Here is a 24,267-nt window from a genome sequence, read left to right as displayed (position 1 = left end):
TCCTAAAAAGGCAAATAAGAACCTAAGACACTAATAGCCCATATAACCTGTTCAAAAATGATTATAAATACTATCAACAATGATCCTGCAACAATTAAATTAAGAACATAAGACATATTTTTATCTGTAATTATATTATTTATCTTAACAGACAAGGGAATTAACAATGAGTCAACGCTTCTCATGAAATCAGTACCATCAAATAGATGTAAAAACAAAAATATTAATCTTAAAATAAAGAAACAAATAAGAGCAAAAAAAACACCTCTAAATATCCCCCAGATTTCAATAATAAATAATATAATAAATGTGGAAAGTTTATAATCACCATAAGACAACATTCTCTCAACTATTGTAAGAGTAACTAAAGCTGCAATTGGTGAAAAATCATATATGCCAAGCTTAAAAACCCGAATCCTTCTAAAAATAGACAAAAATGGCTCTGTCGAATTATATATAAATCTAAAAAACACACTAGTATTAATTCCTGAGGATACAAGCCAACTAAAAAGAATTCTAAGCAAAATCAAAATTCTATAAATGTTTAAAAATGCAATTAAAATCTCTATTATCACAAAAAATCCTCCTAATCAACCCAAATATCCTCTACTATTTTATGACATCTCAACTCATTAAGTTTAAACTCATCAGGCTTAAAGTTTAAGGTTAAATCCATCTTAAGCTTCAAGATTTTATCATCGTTTTTTAAATAAAGATAAACATGTGAAAATCCAGTATTATCTTCAAGATCAAAGATCTTATCCTTTAAAGAATAAAGAAGATGCGAATCATTTAATCCTTCATTAGAAAATCTAATATGAAGATTATTAATCTTATTAACAGAAATTTCTTCAATACTTAAAACTTTTTCAACGACTATTGAAAATTTATCTCTATTAAATGTAAGCTTACCTATAACACCAATCACCTCACCTTCAATTAATAAATGTCTATATTTTTCATAAATTGCAGTAAAAACTACAATGTCTATTGCGCCTTTCAAATCTTCAACAACTCCAAAGGCCATCCTATCGTTATTTCTCTTAGTATAAATAACCCTTACTGAATTTAAACTACCAGCAAACTTAACAATAGTATCCTTCTTAACAGCAAGCTCCTCTAAAATATTAAAGTTTGTAAACCGTTCTAATTCGAGTTTATAAGGATCAAGAGGATGTCCAGATACATAAAAACCTAAAAGGTCTTTCTCAAATCTTAAAAGTTCAGGATAAGAATATTCTTCTAATAAATGATAACTAAAACTTTCTTGAGTAATATCTTGAGAGTCAAAAGATCCAAATAAACTATTTTGCCCAAATTTCTTATCATTCTTATCTTTTACTACAAAATTTATTAATTTATCAAGATTCTCAAAAAGTGTTTTTCTATTTTGGCCAAGACTGTCAAAAAGACCAGCCTTTATTGCAGTCTCAAGAAATTTTTTATTTATAACCTTATCATCCACTCTTCGAATAAACTCTTCAAAGGATTTATACGCTCCATGCTCTTGTCTCTCAGTAATTATAAGATCAACTATTAAACCCCCAATATTTTTAATACCATTAAGACCATAAGAAATATCAGAACCCAATACACGGAACTCTTTAAAAGACTGATTTATATCGGGTTTTAAAACATTGATCCCCATCGACCTTGCTTCTTCAATATAATAAGACAGCTTTTCAGTATTATTAATCTCATTTGTTAAGTTAGCAGCCATAAAACTTTCAGGATAATTGGCCTTAAGATAAGCTGTTTGATAAGCTATTAAAGAATATGCAGCTGCATGTGATTTATTAAAGCCATAACCAGCAAAGGGCTTTAAAAGTTCAAATATATCATTTGCAAGAGTTTCATCATAACCTTTACTAACAGCACCTTTTATAAAATCAACTTTCATTTTATTCATTTCATCTTCTTTCTTCTTTCCCATTGCACGTCTTAAAATATCTGCTTTCCCAAGAGAAAATCCGCCAATAATCCTTGCAACTTCCATAACCTGTTCTTGATAAACAATAACCCCATATGTTGGCTTTAAAACTTCTTTTAAATCTGGATGAGGATATTTAATCTGCCTATTTCCTGTCTTAGCTGCAATAAACTGAGGTATAAACTGCATAGGACCTGGACGATAAAGTGCATTTAAAGCAATTAAATCTTCAATACTGTCAGGTTTTGCTTCTCTTAAAACTTGCTGCATACCTTCAGATTCAAATTGAAAAACAGAAGCACTACGCCCTTCAGAAAGCATCTTAAAAGTTTTCTCATCACTATCAGAAATATTAGCAATGCTAAAGTCAGGATTAGTAATTCTAATAAGATTTTCTGCATTCTTTATTAAAGTTAATGTCTTAAGCCCAAGGAAATCCATCTTCACAAGACCACAATCTTCTAGCAAATCCATAGTATACTGTGTAGAAATCGTGTCTTGCTTATAATCCTTATAAAGCGGAACATAATCTGTTAAAGGCGTCCTAGAAATAACAATACCTGCCGCATGAGTTGAAACATGTCTATTCATGCCTTCAAGAACAAGCGCCACTTCCATTAATTCATTATAAATAGAACCTTTATTAAAATACGCCTTTAAAGACCCATCCTCAAAAACTTCTCTTAAGGAAACTTTCGGACCATCAGGAATAAGCTTAGTAAGTTCATTAGACTGAGCAAAAGGAATATCTAGAACTCTTCCTACATCTTTAAAGACAGCCTTAGGCTTTAAAGTCCCAAAAGTAATTATCTGTGCAACCTTATCCTCACCATACCTTCTTGTAACATATTTTATAACTTCATCTCTACCTTCAAAGCAAAAATCAATGTCAAAATCAGGCATAGACACACGTTCAGGATTTAAAAATCTCTCAAAAAGTAGATTATATTTTAAAGGATCAATATCAGTAATTCTAAGAGCATATGCAACAATAGAACCAGCTCCAGAACCACGCCCAGGACCAACTGGAATACTATTATCATGTGCAAATTTTATGAAATCCCAAACAATTAAAAAATACGCCTCAAATCCCATCTTAATGATTGTTGAGAGTTCATAAAAAGCACGCTCCTTAATACTATCAGTTACATTTGCATATCTAAACTTTAAACCTTCAAGTGTTAAATACTCTAAATACTGACTAAGAGTAGCAAACTCACTAGGCACCTGATATTCAGGGAAAATAGGACCTGGAAATTTAATCTCAAATTCATTACACTTTTCAGCAATCTTTAAAGTATTTGCTAAAGCTCCTGGCAAATCCTTAAAGAGTTCACACATCTCTTCTTGAGATTTAATATAAAACTCATCTGTCTCCATTTTAAGTCTATTAGGATCACTTCTCTTAGCACCCGTTCCAATGCAGACAATAATGTCTTGAGCCATCGCATCTTCCTTATTCACATAATGAGAATCATTAGCTATAGTTAGTGGGATATTAAGTTCTCTAGAATAAGCGATTAACTTTTCATTTACTATATCCTGCTGTTTAATCCCATGACGCTGAAGTTCAAGATAAAAATCATCACCAAAAACACTCTTAAACCAAAGAATTGTATTTTTTGCATCATCAAACCTATTTGCAAGAATTAACTGCGGAATAATCCCACCAATACATGCAGAAGTGCAAATAAGTCCCTGAGAATATTTTTCAATATCATTCTTATCGATCCTTGGACGGTAATAAAATCCCTCAAGATAAGAAATACTTGTCAATTTTAACAAATTCTTATAGCCTAACTCATTCTTTGCAAGAAGAATTAAATGATAATAAGGTTTCCCTAGTTCATCATTTTTCTTTATAGTCTTTGGAGTACTTGACATATAAGCTTCAATACCAATTATGGGTCTTATTCCTACCCTTTTTGCTTCTCTGTAAAATCTAACAGCACCAAAAAGATTACCATGATCTGTTAATGCAATATGAGACATATTACATTTTTTTGCCTTTGCTACAATATCTGTAATCTTAGCAGCTCCATCTAAAAGAGAATAATCTGAATGCACATGCAAATGAATAAACTTAACTTTTAAATCCATACTTATACTTATTTTATCAAAATTAAAATTAATTTTGCATAGATATACTTTATGCTTAAAACAGAATATTAAATAATAAACCCTTAAATAGAGAGCTTAAATCACTTAAAAATCTAAATTAATAAAAACAATTAAAATAAATGAAAAACTATGCAAAAACTTTAATACCCTGATTTTCACATTCAACTACTATTTTTTTAACAGACTCAAGTTTGCTAATAATTTCATCTGATAAACCTTCAGCTTGTACCAAAAAATCCTTTGCTCGCTTCAAGTCCAAATTACTAGAATTATCATGTGCAAACACTTTTATTATTTCAACAACAAGTTTATGAATATCTAAATAACAAGAATAAATATTCTCCCAAATTTCCTTGACCTCATGAACATTTGGAATAAATCCCTTATAAAACAATCCAAACCCATGTTTCATAGGATCAGTTTGAATTGCCATCATTTTTTGATTCTCAACAATTGATCTTACAATACTCATCCAAGACATCTGTTCTGAAATGCTAAATTCCAATTCCTTTAAAAACTCATCATTAGAATACATAAAAGCTTTAAAACTAGATAAAGAATCACAACTCCTTGCCAAGTAAGAAACGTTAGATTCAACATTCTCAAGATCACTAATTAATGTTGAAAAATCGTTTTGCTGCCCAACAAAATGCTTGAATAAATCTTCAATAGAAGTAAGCTCTTCAATCAAACTTGAGAAAAAGCTATCAATATCTAACTGCAATTTCTTAATATTATTAGAAACTAAATCCTTAGATACTTGTTCAATTTCCTTAACGGAAATCATATTCATAACATTCTTTGCCTGATCCGAGAGTCGCTTAATCTCATCAGCAACAACAGAAAATCCTTTTCCGTACTCTTTTGCTCTTGCTGCTTCAAGCTTAGCATTAAGAGAAATCATATTAGTTGCACCTAAAAAATTATTGATTGTCTCTAGGCTTCCTTGAACACCTACAATAACAGTACTAACACTTTTCAATTTCTCTTCATTATTCTTCTCAAGATCTTCGAAAATAATACTTACCTGATTACGAGCATCATTTGCTCTCTCAATAAGTGACCCAAAGACCTTGTCAATACTCTCAAAGCTAGAAAATAAATTATTACATAAAAACTCAATATGGACTAAAACATTACTAATAGAAGACTTAGCGTGATACACTCCCTTTATTATCTCTTTAACAGGGATTGTATATTCACATACATTTAAATCTTTACTATCATCCTCAATATCACTCAACAAATCGTTTTTAAATGATTCAGACCCATCAGATTTTTTACTACCAAAAAATGAAAATTTATACATGAAAAAATTCTACCACAAAAAATAATTTTCTAACAACATCAACGTACTTTAATGCAATAAATTAAGAAGAACACTCAAGAAAAGATATTTTAACACAAACTTATAAAATTAAACCTAACATAAAATAGCTAAATAATACTTTCCACATCACCAATAAAATTGCATATAAATAATAAATTACTTGTTTTTAACTAAAGAATATTTACTGTACATTTTATTATACTCAAACAAAACATGCTCATAAGAGAAAAATTTCATAAAAATATTAATAAAATCTTCTAGCTTCTCTTTAACCACTGGCAAATAAAAATCATTATCAAGATTAAAAATATCATCTGCATCTAATACAATCAAGTCCTCATCCTGCTTTAAAATAACTCTCCTAGGTTGCCAAAAAAGAACATTAATCTTACCGCTTTGAATCAAAAACCGACTAAGTTCATACTCAAGGTCTACATGATCTGCTTTTGCCTCAACAATACCAGCAATAATACATCTTTCATAATCCAATCTCTTAATGAGCACTGCATCTGTAAGCATGCCCCTTCCTGAAATATCAAGAGGAAATTGTTCCTCAATTTCATATTGTTTATTAAATGGAAGACTAGCTATTTTCCTTAAAAGATTAAGTAATATATACTTTTTACTCATATCTTTATTATTAGGTCTAAGACAAGGTATTTTCATTCTATATTTAAGCTCATCAAAGAAATATTTGACTAATCTTTTCATCAAAATTGCCTTTTTAACATCATGCTCCTTCATTATCCCCCCAACAAATTTTCTTAAAGAAATACACTTATAGATTATATTAATTTATTAAATTAATGAAATTAATTTAATAAATTAATCCAAATAACATAACTTGAAAAAATCAAAGGCATGCTTTTACTAATCCTACAAAAAGCTTAGATGGGCTTTCCAACCTTGTAATAAGCTCAGGATGAAATTGACAAGCCACAAAAAACCTATTTTTTGGTACTTCTATTATCTTTACTATTTGGGAATCTTCAGAAACTCCAGATACAATAAGACCATGCTTATTAAACAAATCAAGATAATCATTATTCACTTCATACCTATGCCTAAACCTCTCAACAATCATCTCACTTCCATAAAGCTTAAAAGCAAGTGTATCTCTCTTTAACAAAACAGGATATCCTCCAAGTCGCATTGTAGCACCCTTATCCTTAAGTTCCTTTTGCTCAGTCAATAAGTGAATCACAGGAGTTATAGAACTAAATGTAGAATGCTCCTCAGACAAATTCTCTTCAGTATCAGCATCAAGTATTCCACAAACATTACGTGCAAACTCAATTATTGCAAGTTGCATACCAAGACAAATGCCAAGAAAAGGAATATTATTTTCTCGAGCATATCTAATTGCACGAATTTTACCTTCATATCCTCTACTCCCAAACCCACCAGGCACTACTATACCATCTATACCTTTTAACATCTCTTCATCAAAATCAGTGCTATCAATCACGATAGTCTTAACTAAAATATCTAAATTAGCAGACACATGAGTTAAAGACTCAAATATTGATGCATAAGAATCGCCAAGATTAGTATATTTGCCACAAACAGCGATATTCACGACCTTCTGAGGAAAGATAAGATTCCTCTTTATTACACCTACTAATTGCTCAAGACTATCCACCTTAGGTTTAACATTTATTTTCAACTTTGAACCCAAAATCTCATGTAATCCCTGTTTATAAAAAGATATAGGTATTTCATAAATAGTTGAAACATCAGTATTATCAATAATGGACATCTCATCAACATTACAAAACATTGCTATCTTCTGTCTCATCTGCTTTGTCAGAAGTTGAGAACTTCTTGCAATAATTAAATCTGGAAAAATTCCGGCTTTATTTAAAGTTTTCACACTCTGTTGAGTAGGCTTAGATTTCTGCTCATTTATCCCAGCAGGATTTGGAATATAAGTCAAGTGCACAAAAGCAATACTATCAATCCCAATCTTATATCTTATCTGTCTCATCGTCTCAATAAACAAAATATTTTCCATGTCTCCTACAGTGCCACCAATCTCAATTACCAAAAGTTCACTGCACTCTTCTTTGGCAATCTTAAAAATTGTATCTCTAATCTCATCAGTAACATGAGGAATAAGCTGCACAGTTCTGCCTAAATATTTTCCATGTCTTTCATTTTCAAGAATATTTTTATATATCTTTCCCATTGTAATGTTCCAATTAGACTTAGAATTCAGATTTAAAAATCTTTCATAATGACCAAAATCCATATCAACTTCTCCACCATCATCAAGAACAAATACCTCTCCATGCTCAACAGGATTAATGGTTCCAGGGTCAGTATTTAAATAACCATCACATTTAATTGGTGTTATCTTCAAATCGTCCTTAAATAATCGTGCAATACTTGCAGATGTAACTCCCTTACCTATCCCAGAAATCACACCACCTGTTACTACCAAAATTTTTAGATTATCTATCATTAACACTCTCCAAAAAAACCCAATAATCAATTATTAACACTTAAAAATACTTAAATCAAAATCTTTAGTACCATAATTGTTTAGGTAACATATAAATTACAAAAAGATTTATAAATTTAAGAATAATATTTTCTATGTTTTTATAAAAATAAATTTTTCATAATAATAATTTATATACAAACAAAAACTATCCCAAAAACATTATCTTAATAAAAACTGCTAGCCATGAGATAGCAATACTTACTTCATACAAATACATAATTATTATTTACTCTAAGAATGAAATGTATAAAAAATAAATACAAATACCAACACCAAAAAAAGAATAACATCCTTTAAAAAAACAAATTTAGAGGATCTCCTGGAAAAACTTTTAAAGAATTAAAAAACTTTTCTCTCTTTTATGCACCTAAGAATCCACCAAAAAGCTTAAAAAGAACAATTTTTTCTATCATGTTCTTGAAAAGCATCAAATAATTTAAATTCAAATCTGAATAAAATTTAGTATTATAATAAAAAAATGAAACACCTATAAATGCTAATTTCAATTAAACTTCTCTCTTTATACTAATTTTAAAAGGAGTTTATAATAAACACAAGAATAAAACACTAATTCTTTAAAAAAAATCTATAAATAAATAGAGAAAAATTAACATAAAGTCTTGAACTAAAATGCCAAACCTTCAACATCATTCTTGGTAAAATTTGAATCTCACTGAACCTGGAACCCTTCAGACTTGAATAATAGCTTTGAAACTCCTTAGAATTACGAACTTCATTAAGAACAGAAATAAGTTTCTCTTTATATGCCTTATAAACAAGTCGATCCTTAATATGACAACCTATAATATAAACCTGCTTAAAAGAAATATAATAGTAAAGCTGCAAATAAAACTTTTTATAATATTCAAAATATTTTTCAAACAGTCCTTCGTCCCTTAGAAAATTCTCTACAACCTTAAGGGATACACTAAGTTTACTAATTACACTAATAGATGAACTGGCCCTTCCCATCCGCTGAAAATTAGTATAAAAATAATTATTTACAAAAGAAACTTTATCTGCTTTTAAAAAAATATGCACCATACAAACTATGTCTTCTAATATTACATCATTTACCTTAATATTATTCTTTATTATTAAATCTCTCCTAATCAGTTTATCCCAAAATGTACCCACAACAAAATTTTTCTTACAAAAGCTAGCAAAAACAGTCAATAATAAATTTTTAAAAGCAACTTCTCCAGCTATTGGATAATTTGGAAAAGGAAGCGCAGATTTTCTTTTAATATTTCTTGCAAGAAAGTAAATATAAAACTGAGAACAAACAACATCTGAATTATCAGCCTTTGCCCTATTATATAATACTTCAAGCATAGTACTCTCAACAGAATCATCACTATCCCAGTAAATTATATATTCTCCCTCAGACTTTTCAAGTCCAATATTCCTAGAAGCAGCTATTCCTAAATTTTTCTGACTAATAATCTTCACAAAATCATATTGATCAGCATATTTTTGAGCTAGGTTTAAACTGTTATCGTAAGAACCATCATTCACCAATATAATTTCTTTATCTCTTAATGTTTGATTAACAGCATTTTTTATAATCACTTCAAGGGTACTCTCAGAATTAAAAAAACAAATAATCACAGAGACCTTGTACTTATACATAAAACCCTCCCAAATAAACACAAACCTAATAAATAAAAAGACTGTATCAACAATTGAATATACTAAATACTCTTAATTATAAGATATAAGGAAATATTGTATAAACATCGTACAACATAATTAATAAGCTTATATGATTTAAAATATCTTTTCCAAAAAACTAGATATAAATATACTATATAATACAAATTAAAGAAACAGATAGAACTTAAAGAACAAGGAATTTAAATGATAAAAATAATTAGCCTTGGGGGTAGCATAATCAATCCCAATAAAATAAACATAAAATATATTAAAAATCTTAAAAATCTTATTTTTCAATGGGTACAAAAAGATAATAAAAGAAAAATTATCTTAATCACAGGAGGAGGCAAAACAGCAAGAGAATACCAAGATGCTTATAAACAAATCAATCCCAATTTTAAAAATCATGAACTCGATGAGATTGGAATAATGGCAACCAAACTGAATGCCAAACTTATAAGCAAAGCAATGCAACCATTCTGCATTGATAATATAGTAAGTGATCCAACTCAAGATTTTAACTTTAAAGGACAAATATTAGTTGCATCAGGATGGAAAGCAGGATTCTCAACAGACTACATCGCTGTAAAGTTTGCCGAAAGGTTTAAATCAGCTGAAATAATTAACTTAACCAACGTAAATCAAATTTATGATAAAGATCCAAAAAAATTTAATGACGCAAAAGGACTAAAAAATATTACTTGGAATGAATTACAAGATATCGTTGGAAACAATTGGGAACCTGGTTCAAACCTACCATTCGATCCAATAGCAACCAAACTGGCACTTAAGCTTGGTCTTAAGGCTTATATATTAAATGGAACTAAACTTCAAAACTTAAAGAAAGTTTTTGATCAAAATGATGATTTTTTAGGCACTATTGTAGTAAAATAAAATCTGTTACCGGTATGGCGGAATTGGTAGACGCGTCAGACTCAAAATCTGATGAGGGTAACTTCATGTCAGTTCGACTCTGACTACCGGTAATCAAGTTAATTTAAATAATAAAAGGTTCTTATATTAAGAGAAGAATCTAAATAAATGTCACTCGCCAAAATGAGCACTAATGACGTCTAATAGAATTAAAATTACTAATACTAAATCTTTCTAAAGATAAATTCTTTAAGTATTAAGTTTCTCAATGGCATTCTTATAAATTAAAATAAGATTTACAAGTTCACCCTCATCAATACACTCATTAGTTTTATGAGCTGTATTATCTGAACCTTTAAATAACGGACCAAAAGCAACACAATTTTTTAAAGATCTCGAATAAGTCGCACCACCAATAGCAATAGGACTAACATCACTCTCACCTGTAAAGTTCTTATAAACTTCAAGCAAAGACTCAACAAACTGTAAACTAGAATCAATATAAAGAGGTTCAAGAAAAGAAACTTCATGATAATCTAAGGAATATAAACTTAAAATTCCCTTTATCAAACTAACTAGCTCTTCTCGTTTAAAACTTACAGGATATCTCATATCAAAAGATAAAATTTGCTTAGATATCTTAGATAACTTAATCTTAGTCAAGCAAAGAGTAAGTTGTCCAGATATTGAATCTTCTAAAACTCTCCCAAATAGTTTCTCACCATTAACAGTAAAACCAATTTTGTCCTCAAAAAAGTTAATAAAATCGGCTTTTACACCTAAAGACTTAATAATACTTAATGCATAAGGAGCAACATTAACACCAAGTTCAGGTAATGAAGCATGTGCAGAAGTGCCGTGAATTAAAACATTATTCTCTAAAAATTTATATCTAATCTTACCACCAAAACTGTCAAGCAAAATTCTAAAATCATCCTTATTAGAATCACCAAGCACAAAAGAACACTTGTCAGGAATCACATTATATCCAGTCCCAAGCTCAAAATCCATAAAAAATCTTTCATTACTAATAACATCGAACTGCAATAATCCTTTCTCAGCATTAACAACAGGAAAATCACCGTCAGGTGTAAAAGAAAAATCAGGTATCTCTTCCTTAAGCTTATATTTTTCAATACAACGCCATGAAGTCTCTTCATCTGTCCCAAAAATCACTCTAAATCGTTTCTTAAAAAAAATTCCCTCTAAAATTAATAATTTAAAAGCATAAAGAATAGTCATCAAGGGTCCCTTATCATCCAAAACACCCCTAGCATACACTTTTCCATCTTTAAAACTAAGCTTAAAAGGATCTGAATACCAATTAGACAAATTACCAGCATCAACAATATCAATGTGAGTCAAAATACCTATAATTTCATCACCCTGCCCTATATCAGCAAAACCATAATATCCATCTCGATCTTTATAAACTTTAAAACCAATACCTTGAGCTATTTCTAAGACTTTATCTAAACATAAATCAATCTGTTCCCCAAAAGGCTTATTTTCTGAAGCAAAAGCATTAACACTATTAAATTTTACCAACTCTCCTAGATGGAAATAAAACTGTTTTTCTAAATTAAAATCCATAAAACTAAAGCCTAAATATAACCTTAAGAAAACTTAAAAATAAGAACTAAAATATCTTTGATAATGTTTGCATAAGAGTATCAGGATTGAAAGGCTTAACAAGCCAACCAGTAGAACCAGCCTTACGTCCCTCATCAACTTTTGACTGTTCAGATTCAGTTGTTAAAACAAGTATCGGCACAAAACTTCCAAATTCTCTTATCTGTTTAATTACACCTATTCCATCTAAATTAGGCATATTGATATCTGTAATAATCAGATCAAAATCTTTATCACTCTGTCCAACAGCTTCTTTAAACTTAGATACACCCTCAAGCCCATCTTGGGCTTCGGAAACCTCAAAACCATTCTGCTCTAAAATATAAGCAACACTTTGCCTAATAGCTCTATTATCATCTATAACCAAAATCCTTCTTTGCATGCAACGCTCCTAAACCCATATAAAAGTATACATAAAGTTAAAATAAAATTACACTACCCTCATCAAACGAATAGATCTCTTTTTCATCCTCAATAAGAGACAATAAATATTTCTTGTGAACAAATAAAGTAAACCTATTAGAAATTCTGCGAATAAATTCTTTATCTTCAATTTCAACATAATTAAGACCATTTTTCAATAATTTTGAGTCAAGACTACTATTAATATCATTTCCCATTTCAATTAAAATCCTTTCAAGGTTTAAAAGATCCATTTTCAAATTCTTAATATTATGAATATCTAATTTTATTTCTTCAAATACTTCCAAAAAATCAATTGGAAATATTTCATATGATAATACATTATCAAGAGCAATCTTTTTTATCTCAAAAATATTATTCTTGATCTCCAGAAAGAGTTTTTTAAACCTATTAAAGTAATTTCTCTCAAGATAAAATCTATTATCACAATCTTTTACAACCTTTTCAAAGAAAAATATTATTTGAGATAAAAATTCCCGTCCTTTAGTAATATTTAAATCAATATTATTAATAATTTTGGACATTTCAGAAATATTACCTTCCATATCCCCAAGCTCAACTCTCTTTACAACCTCTATTTTGGAAGCTATATTAATATTTTGAAACCTAGAAGAAATAGATGAAATATTTGAAAACATCAATTCTAAAGATTTAACAAGCTTAATCTGCTCATAATAAAGATTTAAAAAATTAGAATTGTTTTTTTCAACATCATCAATCCTTTTAAGCAAATCCGATAAAATAACTGAAAAAGAATCCACTGCTTTCGAAATATCAATATACAAAGCATTATCTGATCTTAAATCATTAATGAGCTGAATAGAAGAAATAGATGTATCAATGAATTCTTCAAAAGACATCAAATTTTCATCCAATTTAGAAATCACGTCGCTAATTATCATTTTGGAAGAATCTGTAAATAAAGATAAAACCTTTAATTTCTGAATCTCACTTGTATCTCTGAACTTAAAAACATCAATACTCGAATACATAATATTTAAATGATACAAAGACTGAGTAAGCCTATCTTGAAACTGTAAATAAGAAACAGCATTTACAAACTTAAATTTAAACTCATTAAGTACATTCAATATGTTATCATAAAAGGCAATAACTTCCCCTATACACCCCGCAAATTCATCTATATTTTTTATCAAAGTATCTTTAAATTCTTCAAGAATCTTATTCTCAGCCATATTATTTTCAAGTACCTGGTTCTTAGCACGATCAAGTCCAACTTTAATATCTCTACCCCTACTAGTAAGCTGATCTGCTTGCTTAATCATAGATTGAGTTAAAGTTTTAATCTCATTTGTAATATAAGAAAAAGCACTTCCTGCTCTCCCAGCTCTCATGGCAACAGTTAATGTATTAATAGACATGATTTCCATATCAATAGAACTTTTTTTCATCTCTCCAATCACATCTTCAAGAATCTCTATGTCCTTAACTTTATCCCTTATCACTCCAAACTGAGATTCTAGTAATTTAGTTGAGGAATTAAAATAAGATACAAAATCATTTAGTACACTTATTACTTTAGAGATAAAAATATTTAAAGAATACTCATTATCAACATCGAGATTAGAAATAAACTCAATATTAAAAGATAAATCTTTAATATCCTTAGAAAGTTTATCTATTAATTTAGGAATTGACTTACTTAAACTAGCATAAACTTGTCTTGAACGACTATCAAAAGCCTCAAGTCCATCAAATAATTTATTAATATGCGGGTCAATATCCAAAAAATCATCATGATCTTCCATTAAGATCTCCTTAAAATATATTCAGATATTTCATTTAAAGGAAGAACCTTATCTACAGCGCCTATTTTTATTGCCTCCATAGGCATACCAAATACCACAGATGTTGCCTGATCTTGCGCAATATTATATGCACCATTCATCTTCATCTCAAGCATACAACAAGCACCATCATCTCCCATACCCGTAAGCATAACGCCAATGGCATTTTCCCCAGCATACATAGCAGCAGAACGGAATAAAACGTTAACAGAAGGCTTATGTCTGCTAACTAAAGGACCGTCTAACAAATTAACAAAATAGCTCCCATTAGCATACTTCACAATTAAATGATAATGACCATTTGCAATTATCACAAGACCGGGCCTTAAAATATCTCCATCTTCAGCTTCCTTTACATCAACCTCAAGTTCATTATTCAGACTTTTTGCAAAAGATGTTGTAAATCCACCTGGCATATGTTGAACAATCACAATCGGAGGAGAGTCTCTCTTAAAAAACTTCAAAAAAACTCTCAAAGCTTCAGTACCACCGGTTGAAGAACCAACAAAAATAACCTTTCCTGTTTTATTCTTGTTAATAACACCTTGATATTTCAAAACAACATCTGGATCATTCTTGGGAGCAACATTAATAACATCCGCAACCTTATAGCTTCTCGTTATACCAGTAACGTTACTATCAGACTTCTTACTCTCAGACTTAGCAAAAAAATCAGGAGCTTTTATTCTTCTAATCTCACAAGAAGCAATAAATTTATTAACAGCAAGTTTCCTTATCTCAGATTTTATTAAACCCAAATAATCGCTTCTAAATAAATTAATTGTAAGTTTAAAATTAAGTTTATTTATTATTAATTTAATTTTATCTTTCTTAGGCTCAAGAAATCCAAATTTAGGATGAATCTCATCTTCTGCTATAAAGATAACAGGAAGTGAAATATTATTAAGAACATTATTAAGAGCATTTCCAAAATGTGACTTAGCCGTACTCTCGTCAATAATAACCAAATCAGGAAATTTCTGTAAAAAAACATTAATGAGGTTCAAAGAATTAGAACCTGGATTTAACACTTCAACATCCAAATCCTTAGAAAAAGCCCTAACAAAAACCTGTCTTATAAGACCCTGAATATCAATTACCAATATTTTCATTATTATTTAGTATAAACTAACCTCACAAAAGCCTAAAATATATTATGTTAAATATACTACCTTATAATCTTGGTTATTGTGTCAACATCAATTACCAATGCTAGGCTACCATCTCCAAGTATTGTAGCTCCAGATACTCCTTCTACTTTAGAATAAAGTTTACCTAAAGTCTTTATAACGGTCTGATGTTGTCCTAATACCTCATCTACCACAATCCCTATTTTGCCACTATTTGTATTAACAATAACAACATGCTCACTATCACTTTTTTCATTAGATATTTCAAAAAATTCTCGCAGGCGTATAAAGCTAATCATATTCCCTCTATAATCCATGACATTACCTTTATTTGCAAATCCACATACTTGAGAAATCAACTTATCAGCCTCAAGACAAGACTCAACACTAAAGAGAGGTACAATAAAATGTTCATCTTTTACCCTAACAAGCCATCCTTCAATAATTGCCAAAGTCAAGGGGAAAACCAACTTTATGCGAGTATATTTGCCAAATTCACTCTCAAGAATCACATTTCCTCTGAGAGACTCTACCTGCTTTCTAACAACATCCATTCCAACGCCACGTCCTGATATATTTGTCACAATATCAGTTGTTGAAAATCCAGATTCAAAAATTAAATTATAAACATCCTTATCTGACAAAGTTTTTGAAACAGTCTCAGATATTACATTTTTCTCTATAGCTTTCTTAATTATCCTCTGTTTATCAAGCCCTCTCCCATCATCTTCAATAATAATAATCACAGAATCACCTGACTGATGCGCAGAAAGCTTAATGACACCTTGAGGTTCCTTTCCTGCCTCTATTCTCTCTTCAACTGATTCGATGCCATGATCAATTGAATTTCTTATTAAATGCACTAAAGGTTCATTCAATCTTTCAATAATACTCTTATCAAGAACAGTGTTACCACCTTGAGAATAATAACGAATTGATTTGCCAAGTTGAACAGATAAATCCTTAACTATTCTTTGAAATTTGACGAATAAAATCTCAATGGGAACTGTTCTAAGTCCTGTCGTATAATCTCTAAGCTCATTAATAATCAAAGAAAATTCAGCTGAAATCGAATTTAACACATTATTATTCATATTCTCGGATTCTTTTGCAAGCTTAGATTGAATTGTAACAAGCTCACCAACAAGATTTACTAAATGATCTAATTTCTTTGAATCAACCTTAATACTTGCAATGTTTACTTTACTCCTAGCAGTATCAAAACCAAAATTATTGCCACCACCCTTAACTATCCTATCATCCTTATCACATAGCTCTTTTGATTTTAATAAGACTTGATCTTCTCTAGAAAAGTTTTTATCAAAGACTTCATTTAAATTATCCTTCATCAAAGAATCAACTTCAAAAGCTTCAGGTATCTCATAAGATGCATCGACTTCTTCAACAACAAACTTTGACTGTCCATCCAAAAATATAAAAATATCTTCTATAGAAATTTTACTCTCTTCCGTTTCTAACTTGACTTCCCACTCAACATAAACATTATCAGGAGATATTAATTCCAAATCAGGAATATTTTTTACTCTAGCTCTAACTTGTCCATTTCCTAAATTTAATAATTTTTTCAAAAAATTTATTGGTTTGTGTCCATGAAATAAAATTCCCCTTGAAGGCGCGAAAAGAATCCTGTAAACTTTAGTCTCAATACTTAAAGCTTCATCATCAAACTTACCTTTCTCCAAAGACTCATTCAAGCCAGATTCTTGAATATTTAAATCATTAGGTAAACTTATCTGACTTCCCTTAGTATAATTTAAAACTGAATCACTATTAAATCCAACGCTAAGCTCAAGCCCTTTCTTGATTGAGTCTATCAAATTTTTTTCACGATCCTTATATACACTCTCATCAATAACCTCATCTCCTTCAATTAGTTCACGAATAAAATCAACTGCCATTAAAGTAGCATCAACAGTATTCTGATTAAATTCATCAGAACCTTTCTTGATAGGATCAAGAACTGTTTCTATTTCATGTACAAGAGATGCTGTCAAATTAAAACCAAACATCCCAGCACTACCCTTTATTGTATGTAAATTTCTAAAAATAGAATTGACAACCTCTGTTCCCGATTCAAACTCAATATTAAGAAGTGCATGCTCAATATCTGAAATATTCTCTATAGACTCCTCTTTAAAAGAAGCTTTAAATTTATCTATCACATCACTACTATTCATAAATTGTCCTTAAATACATACATAAAACTAAAATTCAATTAAACTAAGGCCTAAATCCAAGTTATCAATATCTTCAATATCATTTAAAAATCCACCATATATCAATGAACTCAAAACTTCATCAGATGGATATTCTATCTTTATAAACAAGTTCCTATCTTTAGCATATTTATTAGAAGCATACAAAATTTGTATAAAAGTCACATCTATCTTTTCTACATTTGAAAGATTAATTACCAGTGTCTCGTTTTCTTTCATCTCCTTAAGAATACTTAAAAGATCCTCTTTAACCTTGAAAATATTGTTTACTACAAGTTCTCCTTCTGGATTATAAATCATAACACATACAACTCCTACTGCTCATCAGGATCACATACTGTAGTATTTTTAAATCTGGATAGTTCTTTAATATCAAATAGATTTTCTATATTAAGGATAATAATAAATTTATTATCATCTTTACCAATTCCAGATATAAATCTTGAATTAAACCCCGTACCAATCTTTGGAGCATCATCAATATTAGACGAATTTAACTCAAGAACCTCATTAACATAATCCACCAAAATTCCAAGATTTAATTCATCACCTTCACATTCCAAAGTTAATATGATGATATTTGAAACATTAACATCTCTCTTCTTAATTTCATTATCACTAACTTTACGCTTTTCCATACCAAACTGCTTCCTAATATCAATTATTGGAACTATTTTCCCCCTATTATTGATTATCCCAGCCATATAATCAGGAGTTCTTGGTATCTTTGAGATTTTAGTATACTCTAATACTTCAACAACATATTTAATCTCAATCGCATAAAGTTCATCCAAACTAAACAAAAGATACTGATTTAATTTACCTTGTACATTGGTTTGTAATTCCATAAATGCCTCTCAATAATATAACTCATAATAAATAAGAACGTCCATAAGTCTTATTCAAACTTCCCGTATCTCATATACTGCCATGTATAAATTATAAACCAAAAATTTAAATACTAAACAAATATAAAACGTAAAACATCATACATAACATAAATGAAATCTAATATAATTAACCCATATAGTAAAGCAAAACTATAAATATTAATCCTTAAACTGTTGGAAAGAATATCTGATAACTTAAGCAACTGTTACAAACAACATCAACAAAAGATAATCAATGATAAGGAACAATTTTTATCAAAAAAACTATTAAATTAGGAAAATGCAGAATAAAATTTGTTATAATCATGGTTTATAACAAATTTTATAACAAAGGAAAAAAAATTATGCAAAAAAAGAGTATGCTTATCTCAATGTTTATGTTATTATCAATATCTGCCTTTGCAAATTCAACATCAATGGCAAGAAGCAAATTTGGAATGGGAATCTTATTGCCATTCCCAATAGCATTAGAATTTAATATTAAAAACTTTGATATAGACTTAGGTATCTACAGTGGAACAAACAATCTTTTTCAGAATTGGCAAACCTTGTTTCTAGCGATAGATTACATCTTTTACACACATACTTTTGAAGGGGCAGATAACATGCTAGATTTCTCTGTCGGAGGTGGTGGTTATGGAACAATATGGCTCTCAAGATGGAACAATAGTCAATTAAACAATAGCCCAATGAGCTTAGGAGCACGATTACCATTAATTCTAAATCTTGCAATAGCTAGAAAAAAATTTGACATATTCTTAAAAGTAGCACCTGGCATTGGATTAAATATCTGGAGTAGCGGTGTTGGATTTAGATGGGAAGTATTTGCTGGGCTTGGGATAAGATTTTGGTTTACATAAACAAACTGACTATCATATAAAGAGAAGTACTAAAGTACTTCTCTTTACAAATTTAAATAAAACATAAAATTAAAATTATAAAAGCTTAACTATAACTTTAAACAACTTCAACGCCATGCATACATGTACTTTACTTCAAATATGATAATTAATACTCTTACTTCAGGTTGAAATCAATCAACTTGCTACACTTGGAATCATACCATAACTCGCAAAAAATCAACAATATTATAAAAGCACAACAAACTTTCAAGTAAAATTTAAATCAAACGAATTTTTCATATAAGATATCATTAATCATTAAAAATCAAATATAATGATACAAAAATATTAATTGTTGGAGATTTAATGCAAAAATTAGTGATAACAATGATATTAATACCAATCATGTGGATTGGTGCATTTGGAAAAAGCTCATACTCCAATAGACAAATAGGATTTGGACTCAGTATTGGAAATCCAATATTTAATTATATTATGTCATTTCCATTTATCGACCTAGAAATAGGATATGGAGGAACTAATGGCATAAACCTATCAGCAGGAAACCTCAAATCAAAAAATTATGATTTCCATGCATTTGTACTCTCAGCCTTAGATTTAATATTTACAATACCATTAATAGAAAAATTATCTATTGGAACAGGAATCGGTGGAAATGTACATATATCATCCAACAAATCAAACTTAGCAAACATTGAAATAGGATTTGGACTTAGAATTCCTATTACTATTTTCTATGATTTAACAGAACACATAGAAGCAGGATTTAAAATAGCGACTTCAATAGAAGTTATATCAAATGCAAAATCCATCGCATATCATTATTCACATGCAGGATTTAAAACAAATATAATGGGCGGAATATTAATCAAATATTACATCTAAAAAATACCAAACTCAAATTATTCCCAAGTACTATGGAAAAATTCACCTCTCTTTGAATCAATTCTTTCAAAATTATGAGCACCAAAGAAATCTCTTTGAGCCTGAATTAAATTAGCTGGCAAGTAATTAGTAGAATAAGAATCTAAGAAAGAAAGACTTGAATAAAATACTGGCAAAGGTATACCAATTTCACTAGCTTTTGAGATTATGCGTCTTAAAGATTTATGATGACTTTTTATTATATCCAAAAAGTAATCATCAAAAATCAAATTAATAAGATGTGGATTTTTATCATAAGCTAATTTAATCTTTTCTAAAAAAACACTTTTAATTATGCAACCCTCACGCCAAATTAAAGAAATTTTTCCTAAGTTCAAGTCCCAAGCATAATTAACAGATGCACTCTTCAGCATCATAAAACCCTGAGAATAAGCTAATATTTTAGAAACTAAAAGAGCATAATAAAGATCTAAAATCCAATCACTAAGATCAAACTCAACAGCATCAACTTCCATCTTAAGAATATCACTAGCAATTACCCGCTCATGTTTTAATCCTGATAAAAATCTTGCGAACAAAGATTCAAAAATCAAATTTGCTGGTACATTTAATTGCAATGCCTCAATTGATGCCCACTTCCCAGTACCTTTTTGATTTGCAACATCTAAAATCTTATCAAGTAAATATTCATTATTCTCCTTATATTTTAAAATTTTGGACGTTATTTCTATCAAATAACTAGAAAGATCACCTTCTCCCCACTTGTCAAATACTTCAGAAATCCTTAAATTATCTAAATTAAAAGCCCTTTTCATAAAAAAATATACTTCACTAATGAGTTGCATATCTGCATACTCAATTCCATTGTGCACCATCTTTACATAATGTCCAGCTCCATTCTCACCAACATAAGTAGAACAAATATCTCCTACATTCGTCTTAGCAGCTATCTTATTTAAAATAGGCTCAATTAACCCATAAACCTTTTTACTCCCACCATACATCAAAGAAGGACCAAACCTTGCACCCTTTTCACCACCTGAAATTCCAAGTCCAACAAAATAAATATCCCTAGAAGATAATTCTTGTTCTCTCCTTATCGTATCCTTATAATAAGAATTTCCACCATCAATAATAATATCTAATTTTTCAATTAAAGGTAAAATCTGTCCAATAACCTCATCCACAGCTGAACTTGATATCATTAAAATAATTTTTCTAGGTTTCTTTAAGCTTTCAATAAAAGTCCCGATATCTTTAAATCCATGAATCTTTTTATGAGCATTATTGACAAGAAAAATCTCCGTCTTATCATAATCCCTATTATAGACAGAAACATTAAACCCGCTATCAGCAATATTTAACGCCAAATTGCTGCCCATAACTCCTAGCCCATAAACACCAATATCCATTGTATTATCCCCTACTCTAATCTTTCACTATAGACAAATTTATTTTATTCACTATTTTTAGATTATGTTATATTATAAAAAAAGTAAAGATTAAAACGAATACAAGACAGGAGAATCATATGAAAAAACAATTCGATACAGAAGTTAATGATTTACTTTATTTAATCATACATTCTCTTTATTCTCATAAAGAAATATTTTTACGAGAATTAATATCAAATGCTTCTGACGCCATTGATAAACTTAAATTTTTAAACCTAACAAACGAAAAATTTAAGGATATCAAACTAGATCCAAAAATCGAAATAAGCTTTGACGAGAAACTCATTAAGATAAAAGACAATGGAATTGGGATGAACAAAGAAGACCTGATTAATCACCTTGGCACAATTGCAAAATCAGGAACCAAAGAATTTATAAACAAATTAAAAAAAGATGAAAAAAAAGCCGCAAGCTTAATTGGACAGTTTGGAGTTGGATTTTACAGCTCTTTTATTGTAGCAGACAAAGTTGAGGTTATAACAAAAAAAACATTGGAAGATGTTGCCTACATTTGGTCTAGTGATGGCAAAACAGGATATGAAATAGATAAAACAGAAAAAGATGAAAGTGGAACTGAGATAACCCTTTATCTTAACAAAGAAGGCACCGAATATGCTAATAAATGGAAAATCCAAGAAATTGTCAAAAAATATTCAAACCACATAAGTTATCCTATCTTCATTAAGTACAAAGAACCTTTAATGAAAGATGGCAAACAAGAAGGATTTGAAGAAAAAGAAGATAAACTAAACGACACAACAGCAATTTGGATAAAAAATAAAAATGAAATAACTGATGAGGAATATAACGAATTTTATAAAAATATAACATTTGATTATGAAAATCCATTAATCCATATTCATACACAAGCTGAAGGAAGTATTGAGTATACAAGCCTTTTCTATGTGCCAAGTAAAGCCCCTTATGACCTGTACTATCCAAAACCTAAAACCAGTGTAAAGTTATTCATAAATAGAATTTTTATCACAGATTCTGCAGACAGCTTACTTCCAAATTACTTAAGATTCATAAAGGGAATAATAGATTGTCAAGACTTACCTCTAAACGTAAGTAGAGAAATTTTACAACAAAACAAGATATTAGCCAAAATAAAAGCATCTTCTGTAAAGAAAATACTTAATGAACTTGAAAAGCTAAGTGAAACCGATCATTCTAAGTTCAATGAGTTTTCCAAAGAATTTGGAAGATGTTTAAAAGAGGGAGTTTATTCTGACTTTGATAACAGAAGCAAACTTATATCCCTAATTAGATTTAAATCTTCTCACGTAGAAGGTCTTGTATCCTTAAGAGAATACAAAGAGAGAATGCCTGAAGGACAAAAAAGCATATACTACATAACCGGAGGAAAAGAAAACATACTTAAAAGCAACCCAATTGTAAATGCTTATAAAGAAAGAGGCTACGAAACTCTTATCATGGATGATGAACTTGACGAAGCTATTTTGAATTTCATCACAGAATATGATGGCATAAAGTTGAAAGCAATAAATAAAAACGAAACAAGTGATGAACTAAAAGACGAAAATTTCAAACATATGGAAGAAGAATTCAAAGATATTTTACTCAAAGTAAAAGAAATACTTAAAAAGTATGTCAAAGACGTTTCACTATCAGCAACGCTAACACAAGAACCATCAGCAATAATCATCGATAGCTCTGATCCCACTTACCAAATGCAAAGAGTTATGATATCAATGGGTCAAGAAGTCCAAGAGATAAAACCTATCCTTGAGCTCAATCCAAACAATAAAATCATTCAAAATTTAAAAAACCTAGATGATAACAACTTAGAAAAAATAAGTATCATTCTCCTTGAAGAGGCAATGATAACTTCAGGCTTGCCAAGTAAAAACCCAGGCCAATTTATAAGCATTATAAATGAAATGTTAGAGAAAAACATATCATGAAAGTAAGTTTGCAGTATAAGCTGCAAACTTACTTTCTAACCCTAAGAACTAAATCTTTACCCGCTTCAACATGATTGGTTTGAGATATCTTAGTTTTAACGTCTTCAGTTAAAGTAGCTGAAGAAGGTATGATATATTCAGAACCATCAGAAAACTTCCCAAACACATACTCAATACTTGCAACTTCATCACAATTTGCAATAACAACAGGAGTAACTACTGATTCTGCCTGGGCCTTTAAATACTCAAGGTCAAGCCTAATAATAACATCGCCCTGCTTAACATTCATTCCCTCCTCAGCAACTCTCGTAAATCCTTTACCATTTAAATTAAGAGTATTAATACCAAAATGAACAAAAATCTCAACACCTTCTTTAGTTTCAAGGCTAAAGGCATGGTTAGTTTTAAAAATTTTCCCAATATTTCCATCACAAGGTGCAACTAACTCACTTCCAGTCGGCATAATCGCAATTCCATCACCAACTATCTTCTCAGCAAAAGCCTCATCTGGAACCTTATCAATTGAAACAACTTTTCCACTAACAGGCGCCATTAAATCTAAAGTAGCAGACTTTTTAAAAAAACCCAAAAACCCCATAAA

The 24,267-nt window shown here is 29.8% G+C and carries 20 protein-coding genes and 1 tRNA gene; 5 read left to right on the top strand and 16 right to left on the bottom strand.

Annotated features, from left to right (window positions below; translation table 11 throughout):
• Positions 1–2: 2 nt before the first annotated feature.
• The 7 genes from N187_RS02865 to N187_RS02840 form a co-directional block, all read right to left on the bottom strand.
• Positions 3–575: a YggT family protein gene (locus N187_RS02865; RefSeq protein WP_025419745.1), complete on the bottom strand. Its 573-nt coding sequence runs from the start codon at positions 573–575 to the stop codon at positions 3–5.
• A gap of 11 nt (positions 576–586) precedes the next feature.
• Complete coding sequence (gene dnaE, locus N187_RS02860; protein WP_025419744.1) at positions 587–4,030, bottom strand: DNA polymerase III subunit alpha; 3,444 nt, start codon at positions 4,028–4,030, stop codon at positions 587–589.
• A 148-nt stretch (positions 4,031–4,178) separates the two neighbouring features.
• Positions 4,179–5,360 (bottom strand): methyl-accepting chemotaxis protein, encoded by a 1,182-nt coding sequence (locus tag N187_RS02855; RefSeq protein WP_025419743.1) that lies wholly within the window; start codon positions 5,358–5,360, stop codon positions 4,179–4,181.
• 177 nt (positions 5,361–5,537) lie between these two features.
• Positions 5,538–6,125, bottom strand: coding sequence for a hypothetical protein (locus N187_RS02850; RefSeq protein WP_025419742.1), 588 nt, complete (start codon positions 6,123–6,125; stop codon positions 5,538–5,540).
• A 109-nt stretch (positions 6,126–6,234) separates the two neighbouring features.
• Entirely contained in the window at positions 6,235–7,845 is a 1,611-nt protein-coding gene (gene pyrG / locus N187_RS02845) for a glutamine hydrolyzing CTP synthase (RefSeq protein WP_025419741.1), read from the bottom strand.
• 401 nt (positions 7,846–8,246) lie between these two features.
• Complete coding sequence (locus tag N187_RS04905) at positions 8,247–8,393, bottom strand: hypothetical protein (protein WP_156922702.1); 147 nt, start codon at positions 8,391–8,393, stop codon at positions 8,247–8,249.
• 61 nt (positions 8,394–8,454) lie between these two features.
• Entirely contained in the window at positions 8,455–9,519 is a 1,065-nt protein-coding gene (locus tag N187_RS02840; RefSeq protein WP_025419740.1) for a glycosyltransferase family 2 protein, read from the bottom strand.
• A gap of 228 nt (positions 9,520–9,747) precedes the next feature.
• Between N187_RS02840 and pyrH the strand changes: the two genes are divergently transcribed.
• Positions 9,748–10,437, top strand: a complete 690-nt coding sequence (gene pyrH / locus N187_RS02835) for a UMP kinase (protein WP_025419739.1) — start codon at positions 9,748–9,750, stop codon at positions 10,435–10,437.
• Positions 10,438–10,445: 8 nt separating this feature from the next.
• Positions 10,446–10,529, top strand: a tRNA-Leu gene (locus N187_RS02830).
• Between the two features lie 136 nt (positions 10,530–10,665).
• On the opposite strand, the gene N187_RS02825 is transcribed toward N187_RS02830, so the two are convergent.
• Genes N187_RS02825 through N187_RS02795 form a run of 7 tightly spaced genes read right to left on the bottom strand, consistent with a single transcriptional unit; the run spans position 10,666 to position 18,494 of the window.
• On the bottom strand, positions 10,666–12,009 hold the full coding sequence (locus N187_RS02825) for a Sapep family Mn(2+)-dependent dipeptidase (protein ID WP_025419738.1): 1,344 nt from the start codon (positions 12,007–12,009) through the stop codon (positions 10,666–10,668).
• A gap of 46 nt (positions 12,010–12,055) precedes the next feature.
• Complete coding sequence (locus N187_RS02820) at positions 12,056–12,430, bottom strand: response regulator (protein WP_025419737.1); 375 nt, start codon at positions 12,428–12,430, stop codon at positions 12,056–12,058.
• Positions 12,431–12,467: 37 nt separating this feature from the next.
• Complete coding sequence (locus N187_RS02815; RefSeq protein WP_025419736.1) at positions 12,468–14,240, bottom strand: BB0569 family chemotaxis protein; 1,773 nt, start codon at positions 14,238–14,240, stop codon at positions 12,468–12,470.
• Positions 14,240–15,391 carry a chemotaxis protein CheB gene (locus N187_RS02810; protein ID WP_025419735.1) on the bottom strand — a complete coding sequence of 384 codons (1,152 nt, stop codon included), beginning with the start codon at positions 15,389–15,391 and terminating at the stop codon, positions 14,240–14,242. Before N187_RS02810 ends, N187_RS02815 begins: the two co-directional genes overlap by 1 nt.
• A gap of 56 nt (positions 15,392–15,447) precedes the next feature.
• Positions 15,448–17,607: a chemotaxis protein CheA gene (locus tag N187_RS02805; protein WP_025419734.1), complete on the bottom strand. Its 2,160-nt coding sequence runs from the start codon at positions 17,605–17,607 to the stop codon at positions 15,448–15,450.
• A gap of 27 nt (positions 17,608–17,634) precedes the next feature.
• Positions 17,635–17,946 carry an STAS domain-containing protein gene (locus tag N187_RS02800; RefSeq protein WP_025419733.1) on the bottom strand — a complete coding sequence of 104 codons (312 nt, stop codon included), beginning with the start codon at positions 17,944–17,946 and terminating at the stop codon, positions 17,635–17,637.
• Positions 17,947–17,960: 14 nt separating this feature from the next.
• On the bottom strand, positions 17,961–18,494 hold the full coding sequence (locus N187_RS02795) for a chemotaxis protein CheW (protein WP_025419732.1): 534 nt from the start codon (positions 18,492–18,494) through the stop codon (positions 17,961–17,963).
• Positions 18,495–18,880: 386 nt separating this feature from the next.
• Between N187_RS02795 and N187_RS02790 the strand changes: the two genes are divergently transcribed.
• Both N187_RS02790 and N187_RS02785 read left to right on the top strand, forming a co-directional pair.
• Complete coding sequence (locus N187_RS02790) at positions 18,881–19,396, top strand: DUF3996 domain-containing protein (RefSeq protein ID WP_025419731.1); 516 nt, start codon at positions 18,881–18,883, stop codon at positions 19,394–19,396.
• A 348-nt stretch (positions 19,397–19,744) separates the two neighbouring features.
• Entirely contained in the window at positions 19,745–20,284 is a 540-nt protein-coding gene (locus tag N187_RS02785) for a BAPKO_0422 family outer member beta-barrel protein (protein WP_025419730.1), read from the top strand.
• A 17-nt stretch (positions 20,285–20,301) separates the two neighbouring features.
• Here the strand turns inward: N187_RS02785 and gnd are convergent, their stop codons facing one another.
• Positions 20,302–21,696: a decarboxylating NADP(+)-dependent phosphogluconate dehydrogenase gene (gnd, locus tag N187_RS02780; protein WP_025419729.1), complete on the bottom strand. Its 1,395-nt coding sequence runs from the start codon at positions 21,694–21,696 to the stop codon at positions 20,302–20,304.
• Between the two features lie 119 nt (positions 21,697–21,815).
• On the opposite strand from gnd, the gene htpG reads away from it, so the two are divergent.
• Complete coding sequence (htpG, locus tag N187_RS02775; protein ID WP_025419728.1) at positions 21,816–23,666, top strand: molecular chaperone HtpG; 1,851 nt, start codon at positions 21,816–21,818, stop codon at positions 23,664–23,666.
• Between the two features lie 28 nt (positions 23,667–23,694).
• On the opposite strand, the gene crr is transcribed toward htpG, so the two are convergent.
• A complete protein-coding gene (gene crr / locus N187_RS02770; protein WP_025419727.1) occupies positions 23,695–24,264 on the bottom strand; it encodes a PTS glucose transporter subunit IIA in 570 nt (189 codons plus the stop codon).
• Positions 24,265–24,267: the final 3 nt, after the last annotated feature.

It is taken from the genome of Borrelia anserina Es, assembly GCF_001936255.1.
GTDB lineage: Bacteria > Spirochaetota > Spirochaetia > Borreliales > Borreliaceae > Borrelia > Borrelia anserina.
The sequence above is the reverse complement of the archived record's forward strand: the minus strand, read 5'-3'. Positions and strand labels throughout refer to the sequence as shown.